We start from the raw sequence: 8,810 nt of genomic DNA, 5'->3' as shown, positions 1-8,810 counted from the left end.
TATCGGAATTGGTATTATTCAATATACTCAAAAGCTTTATAAACGCGATCTACACCATTAATATTACGCGTAATGTCGACAGCTATATCAGCTTCCCTTTGGGTAACTAAACCCATTAAAAATACTTCTGAGTCTTCAGTAACAATTTTAAAGTCATCGGTATTTATATCTGCATTAGCCAGTAAGGCTGATTTTACTTTAGAGGTGATCCAAATATCATTACTTTTAGTGAAGGCACTTACATTCGGACCAATACGTATTTGATTATGAATAGTGACAATATCGGGAATGTCTTGAATAGTAGTAATCGCCAAATCTCTAAGATATGTGTTCGCTGCTTGGCCTACAATTAACACTGTGCCATTTAAACTGACAATTTGTAAGTTTGAATTTTTTGATAATGCTTTTTCTTTGTTGATTTTATTATGGCCAACAAGTTTTATACTTTGGTCGTCTATTTGTTTACTAAAAGTTCGTCTATCAGCTATTACAGTAGCACCAGCAGTAACTGCTACAACTGTAGCTACAGCACAGCCATTTAACGTAGCGAGCAACATTAATAAAGCGGCTAGCTTTGTTGATTTGCCATTAATAGCGTTAGTAAATATTTTACTTGTTGCTTGCATGGTTATTCCTCTTGAGGAAATAAAGTGGTATCAATAATTTCACACAGACTATGCAATACAATAAGGTGAACCTCTTGAATTCTCGAAGCTCTTGCTGAAGGAACACGTATTTCGACATCATTTTCACCAAGCAAGCCTGAAATATCACCACCATCGAATCCAGTTAACGCAATAATAGGAATATCACGCGATACGGCACTTTCAATGGCTTTAATAATATTGCGTGAATTACCGCTAGTTGAAATAGCTAATAGTATATCGCCATTATGCCCTAGAGCGCGTATTTGCTTGGAAAACACTTCATCATATTGATAATCATTAGCGATGGCAGTGATGGTTGAAATATCACTGTTTAACGAGATTGCTGGTAGGCTAGGGCGCTCGGTTTCATATTTGTTTAACAGTTGTGAACAAAAGTGTTGAGCGTGACCTGCTGAGCCGCCATTACCACATGAAATGATTTTATTGCCGCCTAATAAGCATTGAACCATCATCATGCCTGCTTGCTCTATAGAAGGCGCTAAAAGTTCACTAGCTGCTATTTGTGTTTGAATGCTTTCGGTAAAATTATTTGTGATCTGTTCTAGCATGTAAAACTGGCTCCGCAACGATAGTATCGATAAATAGTATTTTTATGAGTTTGTAATTTGGTGATTGTGAATTTAAGTGACTTTAAAAATATCCAGCATAAGTTGATTGACTTAAAAAGCATTTTTTAACCAAGTTACTTTAGGCTGTTTGATATCACCAACTAAGGCAATAACATCAACACGACAAGCAGTATTATATTCATTTAAGCCGGCTTGATGCAGATAAAATGTTACACAATGTTTGATTTTAGTTTGTTTACTATGGGGAATCGCCGAAATGGCGCCGCCAAAACTATTGTTTTTGCGATATTTGACTTCAACAAAAACATAAGTGTTACCTTCTCGCATGATCAGATCAACTTCACCTTGGCGAGAATGAAAGTTACGTGCCACCAATGTTAAGCCTTGTTCTATTAAATATTTTTCAGCAAATAGTTCACTAATACGGCCTTTGTCGTTACTGGTGTTATTGCTACCTGTTGAGCTTTTATTCCACATCAACGGTGATAACCTTATTATTTTGGTAAGCACCCCAAAGTAAGCTTCTGGTAAGAATGTTATTCTCGCCTAACATCAATACCCCTGTTTGTCCCCAATGTTGCAAGTATGGCGCCTGTTGCATTAATGGAATTTTATTAATCAGTTGGTAACTGTCGTATCCCATAACAAAAAGCCTTGCTAAACCATCACTGCGATTTGGCCATAATTCTTGGCTAAGTGTTGCTAATTCAGCATTTTGTTCATTAGGTAATAGCCAAGGGATCTCAGTAAAGGTTAAGCCTTGTAAGTCACTACTGGTACTATCATCACTTTGTGTACTGTGGCTACGTGAGCTCGCATATACCGGAATTACTTGCGCAAAAGGGCTAATGTTAACTTCAATGTATGGTTTAACTAATCGTGTTTGCTCAGGCGTACCAACCAGATAAATCATGTCTACGTCGCGTCGGTTTCTGGTTTGTGTTTTTATAGTTTGGTTAAGGCTACGTTTTAACGTATTAATACGTTTTTTACTTTGATCTACCGACAAACTCGCAGTAATTTTCGTTTGCATTTGCTTACCTGAATCGTAATAAACGACTTCAATAGCCTTGTCATTTATACGTTGCCATTGCTCAGCAAAAGCCTGTGCAATACGTTTACTCACAGGGTTTTCTTGGCTTAATACAATGGGGTTTTTAAAGGTTTGGCGACTTAATGTAGCGGCTGCTTGTCGCGCCTCATCTTCTGGACGCATTGACAGTACAGTATATTGATTAGATAAACCTTCTTTGCTAGGAATATTTAATAATAAAGTATTAATAGCTTTCGTTTCAGGTTGTAAATAACTTTTTATAGCAAACTCGTTATCAATAGCTGTACCGTAGTTAGTTGGTTCTGTATATAATGGTGTTGTTGAGACTGTTTCAGTATTAGCTTTTTGTTCAAATAAACCAGAGGTCGCATTAAGCATGTATTCATTTTGAATTTGGTTTAATGAGCTGGTGTATTTGATATATTTATCAACATTTGATTTTAATAACGGTCCAATTACATAATCTACTTTCAATATTGATAGTTCGTTAGTTAAGCCATACCAATTAACTGTATTGCTATCAATAAAATGTAACTTCTTACTCGCATCGTTCTCAAAGCTTGCCAATATTCCTTGTTGAATGGCTAAGCCAGCAGACTTTTGTTTACCCGATAAAGGAATAATTACGGCAACATTTTCGATTGTGGGTAAATCAAGTGCTTGTGCTTTAAGCTGCTTTGCTATGACATTAGCAGGGTGCAGCTTATATTGTTTTTGCCATATACTTAGGTGATATTCAATTTGCTCTTGGTTACCAGCAAATTTATTTGCCTTAGTCGTTAGTGCTATCCAACCTTCGCTATGCGGTGCTTTGTCTACAGCGAGTAGTGCCAGTTGCCATTGCGATAATTGTTGAAAGGCTTGCCAAATATTCTCTATTTGATTTGTTGTCTGCGCTGCGGCAGGTGTTGCTGCAAATGCCAATAACTCAGCGTTTAAGGCGGCGATAGGTTGTAAATCTTGTTGGTAGGCTTTAGCCGATAAACGATAATAAGTGGCAGGTAATACTATTTTGTTAGTTTCAGCGTAATTAGCGAGTTGTGTTAATTGTGTATAACTCTCCGAGTAGTAGCCAAGCTCTTGTAAACTACTCGCTTTAATTAAACCTAATTGAACTCTTTGGTGAGTATAATTAGGGGTTTGTTCATCCATTAATGGTAGTGTTTTTTCTGCTAACCATAAGGCTTTGGTATAATTTTCTTCTTGATAGAATAGCTTAGTGGCAATTAATAATTCACTTACTGCAACATCGGTTGAAGATGTTTTGGCAAGCTCTACATGTTGCTCTGCGGTTAACGCGCCGGGCACTAGCTCTATTTTTTCAATTCCTGTTACAGGCGGTGGTGTTGGTTTTGTGCTACAGCTCGATAAAAAAGTAAGAAAAAGAGCAGGTAAAATTAGCGATTTAAAATGTTTAACATTCATAGAAAAATAATTCAATTTTGTTGGTTTGAAACGGATCAGTAATAACGCTGTTTTTAACACAATAAATAAATCCGTGCATATTGCTATCAGTATCAGGTTATAATAAACGCCTACGAAGTGAGTCACAACTAAATACGCCAAATCAAGTGAAGTAATCCTATGAGTGAAACAACCTTAACTCCCGCTACTCTATATATTGTGGCAACTCCTATTGGAAATTTAGGTGATATTAGTCAAAGGGCGATAGACATTTTAACGCAAGTTGATGTTATTGCCTGTGAAGATACCCGTCATACAGGCAAACTTTTATCTGCTTTTTCGATTAAAAATAAAACTATGTCGTTGCATGATCATAATGAAAGGCAACGCCAAGAGCAAATTGCCACCATGTTACAAGAAGGAAAAACCATTGCCCTTGTTTCTGATGCAGGGACACCGCTAATTAGTGATCCAGGATTTCATATTGTTCGTCATTGTCGCAGTTTAGGTTTGAATGTGTCACCTATTCCAGGAGCTTGTGCGGCAATATCTGCGTTATCAGTAGCAGGTTTACCAACCGATAGGTTTAGCTTTGAAGGTTTCTTGCCTTCTAAATCGGGTGCCAGACAAGCAACCTTAACTGCCTTAGCGGACGAGCCGCGCACTATGGTTTTTTATGACGCGCCACGTCGCGCTATTGATACCGTGCGCGATATCGTAGCAACACTCGGTGGTGATCGTTATATTGTGATTGCACGCGAGCTAACCAAAACCTTTGAAACTATTCATAGTGATACCGCTGATAATTTTCTAGCGTGGTTAGAGCAAGACGCTAACCAACTTAAAGGTGAAATGGTTTTAATTATTGAAGGTTATAAAGCGGTAGAAGGTGAAATATCAGCGGAAGTTATTAATACCTTGAAGTTATTATTGGCTGAAATGAAGCCTAAAACCGCTTGTGCTATTGCCGCTGAAATATATGGAGTGAAGAAAAACGCCTTATACGAAATTGCTTTAGGGTTAAAATCTTAACTAAAATTTCAACTAAAACCTAAATTAAAACCTAAATTAGAACCTCAGCTACAAGTTAACAGCTGTATTAAAGCTTGAACTGTAATACAAGGCTTTATCTTAATATAATTAGCAGCTGTTCATTAAAGAATATAGACATTTAGCCAATATAAGGTAGAATGCGCGCCGAGTTGACCAGACAATCGCTGCTTTATCGTTGTATTGCAAACTTCGGTTTGCGATAGACAGATAAGGGGGAGGAAAGTCCGGGCTCCAATGAGCAGGGTGCCAGGTAACGCCTGGGCGGCGTGAGCCGACGACAAGTGCAGCAGAGAGAAGACCGCCGATGGCCGCTTGCGGAACAGGTAAGGCTGAAAGGGTGCGGTAAGAGCGCACCGGATTGCTGGTAACAGTAATTGCAAGGTAAACTCCACCTGGAGCAAGACCAAATAGGGTTTCATGATTATTCAACTTGTTTGAGTAATATAAGCGTGGCTCGCGTGGAAACCGGGTAGGTTGCTTGAGCTATAGAGCGATTTATAGCCTAGACGAATGATTGTCATCTACTTCTTGTAAGTAGCTACAAAACCCGGCTTATACGGTCAACTCACATATTCCAATAAAAAAACCGCAATTATTGCGGTTTTTTTATGTCCTCGAGAATATAGCCAGCCCACCAATTTGTTGTTTTTATACTGATTATGAAAACTCTCAAATGTAGTAGAACCGTATATGTGTTATATTATTAAGAAGCGTATTTACTCTAGAGTGTATCTTTTATGTTGGCAGACTTTTTTGTTGTAGACCCTAATCCGTCGTTGATTATTAACGGTAGTTATGATTATGGCTTGGTTTTCTTGTCCGTTGTAACAACTATGTTCACAGCATACCTTGCTACATACTTACTTGATTTAGCTAAAGAAACACCTTTTAAACAATATCGTAAAGTAGCCAATCTTACCAGTGCATTAGTATTGTCGGGTGGAGTTTGGAGTATGCATTTTATTGGCATGCTAGCGTTTTCATTATGTACCACTATTTCTTACGACCCATTAATTACTTCATTATCTTTTTTGCCTGCCTTTGGCGCTTTTATTTTTGCTTTGTCAGTATTGCCTAAAAAAGGTCATACAAAAAAACAAATTCTATTGGGGGCTGTGTTATTAGGAGCAGGTATAGGTACTATGCATTATAGTGGTATGGCCGGAATGGAGTTAAGCCCAATGCTTAGCTATGATCCATTCCTGTTTGCATTATCTATTATTGTTGCAGTAGCTCTTTCTTATATAGCCCTTTATGTTCGTATTTATTTACTCTCATACTTCCCTAAATTAACAACTACTCAGTGTCGCTTTATATATTCTATTGTTTTTGGTTTTGCTGTTTCAGGTATGCACTATATGGGCATGTTTGCAACTCGATTTGTTGCTACATCACCATATATCAAAGAAGGGACTGTCGATTCTGATTTAACATTAGTAGCAATTAGTGTAGCAGTAACTACTGCGTTTTTAACGATCATTGTGGCGATTATTAATAGTATTATTCGTTATCGAATTTTATTTGATGAAAAGTCGAAAAGTGAATCGAGGATGGAAGCTATTTTATCTACGGCTATAGATGGCATTATTACTATAGATCACAAAGGTTTAATTCTTAGCTTTAACAATGCGGCAGAAAATATTTTTGGTTATCAACGAGATGAAGTATTAGGAAAAAATGTAAAATTATTAATGGCTGACGAAATAGCGGAACATCATGATGGTTATTTAGCTAAAGCGACTAACGTGAACTTTGATAAAGTCATTGGTGTTAATCGTGAAGTACATGCACAACATAAAAATGGTACGTTATTTCCAATTCGTTTAGGTGTTGGTGAAGTTATTCAGATGAATAAAGAACCATTATATGTTGGGTTTATTACGGATTTAACGGAACAAAAAGCATTACAAAAAAACCTAGTTGCCCAAGAGCAACAGTATAGATCATTAATTACTAATATGCCTGGTGTCGCCTTTCGCTGTGAATACAGTAAACAGTGGCCAATGATTTATATTAGCCCTAGCATTAAAGAATTAACGGGCTATGCTGACTCCGACTTTTTAACTAAAAAAGTCGCATTTGGCGACCTAATTATTGAAGAACACCAAGATCGAGCGATGGCGGCTGTTACTCAGGCTTTAGTGTATAAAACACAATATAGCTTAGAATTCCCAATTATTAACAAAAGCGGAGAGGTTGTTTGGATATTAAATCAAGGCAGCTTTACTTTTGATAAAGCTGGTAATACTAGTTGGATTGATGGTGTATTATTAGATATTACTGAGCGACGTCAATATGAAGATAAACTAAAAGAAGCGAAAGTAATTGCTGAAGAGGCAGCAAAGACAAAGCAAGAATTTTTATCGAATATGAGCCATGAAATTAGAACGCCGATGAATTCAATTATTGGTTTTAGTGACTTATTAATGGAAACATCATTAGATGAGACACAGCAAAAACACATTTCAACAGTAAATCATGCGGCGAGATCATTGCTGCATTTATTAAATGAAATACTCGATTCGGCAAAATTAGAAAAAGGTAAACTGATTATTGAGCCAATCCATTTTAATTTAAGTACATTACTTGATAATACAATTTCGACTTTGTGGTTAGAAGCTAAAAATAAAGGAATAGAGTTAAGCTTACGGTTAGAAAATATTGATCAGTTTACTTATTTTGCTGACTCTTCACGCTTACGACAAATTTTAATGAACCTCATTGGTAATGCGATTAAGTTTACCGAGCAAGGTTCTATTGATGTTATTGTCAGTTCTGAAGAAAATAATCATCTTAAATTTGAGGTGATTGATACAGGCATTGGCATTCCTCAAAATAGGTTGAAAGCTGTTTTTGAAGCATTTGAACAAGCCGACGGTACTGTAACAAGACGTTTTGGCGGAACAGGATTAGGTACATCGATTAGTAAGCAATTAGTTGAGTTAATGGGTGGAAACATTGGTGTCATCAGTGAAGAAGGTAAAGGTAGTTGCTTTTATTTTTCATTACCTATGGCTAAAGGTGATGATAAGCAAATCCAGTCTTCCATTATTATTGCTAGCCAAATACCGGCATTAAGTATTTTAGTCGTTGATGACATTGAACAAAATGTTGAATTACTTTCAATTTTATTAGAGAAAGATCAACATACAGTGACTACTGCTGCAAATGGGTTAGAAGCTATAGCCGCATATAATGAAAGCTTAGAGGCTGGAAATATATTTGATGTCATTTTAATGGATATTCATATGCCAGAGTGTGATGGTATTGATGCAAGTTTAAAAATACGGAAAATAGAAGAAGAGCAGGGAGTACAGCAAACTCCTATAGTAGCTCTTACTGCTAGTGTGTTAGAGCAAGATAAAGTCACGGCAAGAAAAGCAGGCATGAATGGTTTTGCTAATAAGCCTGTTGATATGGCACAGCTGAATAAAGAAATTATGCGTGTTTTAGATATAAATGTAGTACCTGAAACTAGTATAAAACCAACAGAGGATACCGTACAAAATATCGATTATAAAAAAGGCGAAATTCTGTGGGGCTCAAAAGAAAAACATATCCAAGAAGTAATTCGATTTTTAATTGATCATAAAGCGAGCTTTCAACGTATTGTATTATTGGGAGTGGAACCTTCTGATGAAAGCGCACATATACTACATACTTTAAAAGGTCTTGCGGGTAATTTAGCGTTAACTAAATTGATGTCGATAGTTATTTTATTAGAGAAAGGTATAACCACAGAGTTAATTAATGACTTTAAAAATGAGGTTGATTTGTTAGCAAAATTAACAGCAAAGGAACCGCAACCATTGTTAAACACAAACGATTCAAAGCAACAAGAGTTAAGTTTAGAAGAGTTAAAATTACATTGTGCACAGCTATTTACTGATGCGAATAATGCAGAATTAAATGATGCATTGTTAACTCAGCTTAATGAAAGTGCACCTTATGAATATCAGACGAATGTAAATATGTTAATTAGTCAATTTGAAGAATTTGATTTTGATGGTGCTATAGGGACATTGACAGAGTTAATTAAGCAACTTGAGAGCGACAAGTAGG

At 36.6% G+C, this 8,810-nt stretch carries 6 protein-coding genes and 1 other RNA gene; 3 read left to right on the top strand and 4 right to left on the bottom strand.

The window, feature by feature from the left end; genetic code table 11:
• Nucleotides 1–14: 14 nt before the first annotated feature.
• From KO502_RS05760 to KO502_RS05745, 4 genes are all read right to left on the bottom strand, one after another.
• Complete coding sequence (locus tag KO502_RS05760; RefSeq protein ID WP_216021619.1) at nucleotides 15–626, bottom strand: BON domain-containing protein; 612 nt, start codon at nucleotides 624–626, stop codon at nucleotides 15–17.
• Between the two features lie 2 nt (nucleotides 627–628).
• Entirely contained in the window at nucleotides 629–1,216 is a 588-nt protein-coding gene (locus KO502_RS05755; protein WP_216021618.1) for a phosphoheptose isomerase, read from the bottom strand.
• Between the two features lie 111 nt (nucleotides 1,217–1,327).
• Entirely contained in the window at nucleotides 1,328–1,714 is a 387-nt protein-coding gene (locus KO502_RS05750; protein WP_354668307.1) for a YraN family protein, read from the bottom strand.
• Nucleotides 1,704–3,776: a penicillin-binding protein activator gene (locus KO502_RS05745; RefSeq protein ID WP_354668306.1), complete on the bottom strand. Its 2,073-nt coding sequence runs from the start codon at nucleotides 3,774–3,776 to the stop codon at nucleotides 1,704–1,706. Before KO502_RS05745 ends, KO502_RS05750 begins: the two co-directional genes overlap by 11 nt.
• A gap of 99 nt (nucleotides 3,777–3,875) precedes the next feature.
• On the opposite strand from KO502_RS05745, the gene rsmI reads away from it, so the two are divergent.
• The 3 genes from rsmI (at nucleotide 3,876) to KO502_RS05730 (ending at nucleotide 8,809) form a co-directional block, all read left to right on the top strand.
• Complete coding sequence (gene rsmI, locus KO502_RS05740; protein ID WP_216021616.1) at nucleotides 3,876–4,727, top strand: 16S rRNA (cytidine(1402)-2'-O)-methyltransferase; 852 nt, start codon at nucleotides 3,876–3,878, stop codon at nucleotides 4,725–4,727.
• A gap of 166 nt (nucleotides 4,728–4,893) precedes the next feature.
• An RNA gene (rnpB, locus tag KO502_RS05735) (RNase P RNA component class A) lies at nucleotides 4,894–5,320 on the top strand.
• 165 nt (nucleotides 5,321–5,485) lie between these two features.
• Nucleotides 5,486–8,809, top strand: coding sequence for an MHYT domain-containing protein (locus KO502_RS05730; protein WP_216021615.1), 3,324 nt, complete (start codon nucleotides 5,486–5,488; stop codon nucleotides 8,807–8,809).
• The last annotated feature ends 1 nt before the right edge of the window (nucleotide 8,810 follow it).

The sequence above is a fragment of the Colwellia sp. E2M01 genome (genome assembly GCF_018860585.1).
GTDB lineage: Bacteria > Pseudomonadota > Gammaproteobacteria > Enterobacterales > Alteromonadaceae > Colwellia.
This window is presented reverse-complemented; position numbering and strand designations above follow the sequence as displayed.

Coding starts and splice junctions, on each gene's coding strand:
- KO502_RS05730 (WP_216021615.1), top strand. CDS start 5,486: ATGTTGGCAGACTTTTTTGTTGTAGACCCTAATCCGTCGTTGATTATT.
- KO502_RS05760 (WP_216021619.1), bottom strand. CDS start 626: ATGCAAGCAACAAGTAAAATATTTACTAACGCTATTAATGGCAAATCA.
- KO502_RS05755 (WP_216021618.1), bottom strand. CDS start 1,216: ATGCTAGAACAGATCACAAATAATTTTACCGAAAGCATTCAAACACAA.
- KO502_RS05750 (WP_354668307.1), bottom strand. CDS start 1,714: ATGTGGAATAAAAGCTCAACAGGTAGCAATAACACCAGTAACGACAAA.
- rsmI (WP_216021616.1), top strand. CDS start 3,876: ATGAGTGAAACAACCTTAACTCCCGCTACTCTATATATTGTGGCAACT.